We start from the raw sequence: 521 nt of genomic DNA, 5'->3' as shown, positions 1-521 counted from the left end.
TTGAACTGTCAGGAGCTGGCTGCACAACAGCCATTACGCCCAATCAACTGGTGCAGTCGTCTTCTGAAAATGACAATCCAGTTAGGGTATGCCTCAACCTGACGGCGGCGAATCACAAGCGTCCGGTTTGACGCTGGTTTCGGTCGCAGTGCTGGCCCGCGCCTGGAAGCGCTGATAGCACTCCAGCCCGCAGAAATGCTCCACGTACTCGGCCCCTTCCGGCGTGAAGGCGGCATCGAGCGGGATTTCCTTGCAGCACACGCAGCAACTGGTGCTCGGTTCATTGGCGTTCATGGTGGTGTTCCTCCATTGGTTGACGAAGCCGACGAAGGCCGCCGCCGGCATCGGCCTGGCGAACAGGAAACCCTGCACCGTGTCGCAACCCGCCTGCCGCAACCACGCAAGGCAGTCGGGTGTTTCCACACCCTCGGCTACCACCTCCATTGTCGTTTTCAGAAGACGGCTGCACTGAACGTCAGAAGCCGACTGCACTATAGCAGCGGAGGGGTTGGATCCATCAG

The 521-nt window shown here is 59.7% G+C and carries 1 protein-coding gene; it reads right to left on the bottom strand.

The window, feature by feature from the left end; translation table 11 throughout:
• Window positions 1-93: 93 nt before the first annotated feature.
• Window positions 94-521: DUF3330 domain-containing protein (locus ACEQFP_RS17550; RefSeq protein WP_058662800.1), on the bottom strand; the 428-nt coding region annotated here is incomplete at its 5' end.

The organism is Edwardsiella sp. A.80236, from assembly GCF_044540725.1.
Lineage (GTDB): Bacteria > Pseudomonadota > Gammaproteobacteria > Enterobacterales > Enterobacteriaceae > Edwardsiella > Edwardsiella tarda.
Note: the sequence above shows the minus strand (reverse complement) of the source record. Positions and strands in the feature narration are given on the sequence as shown.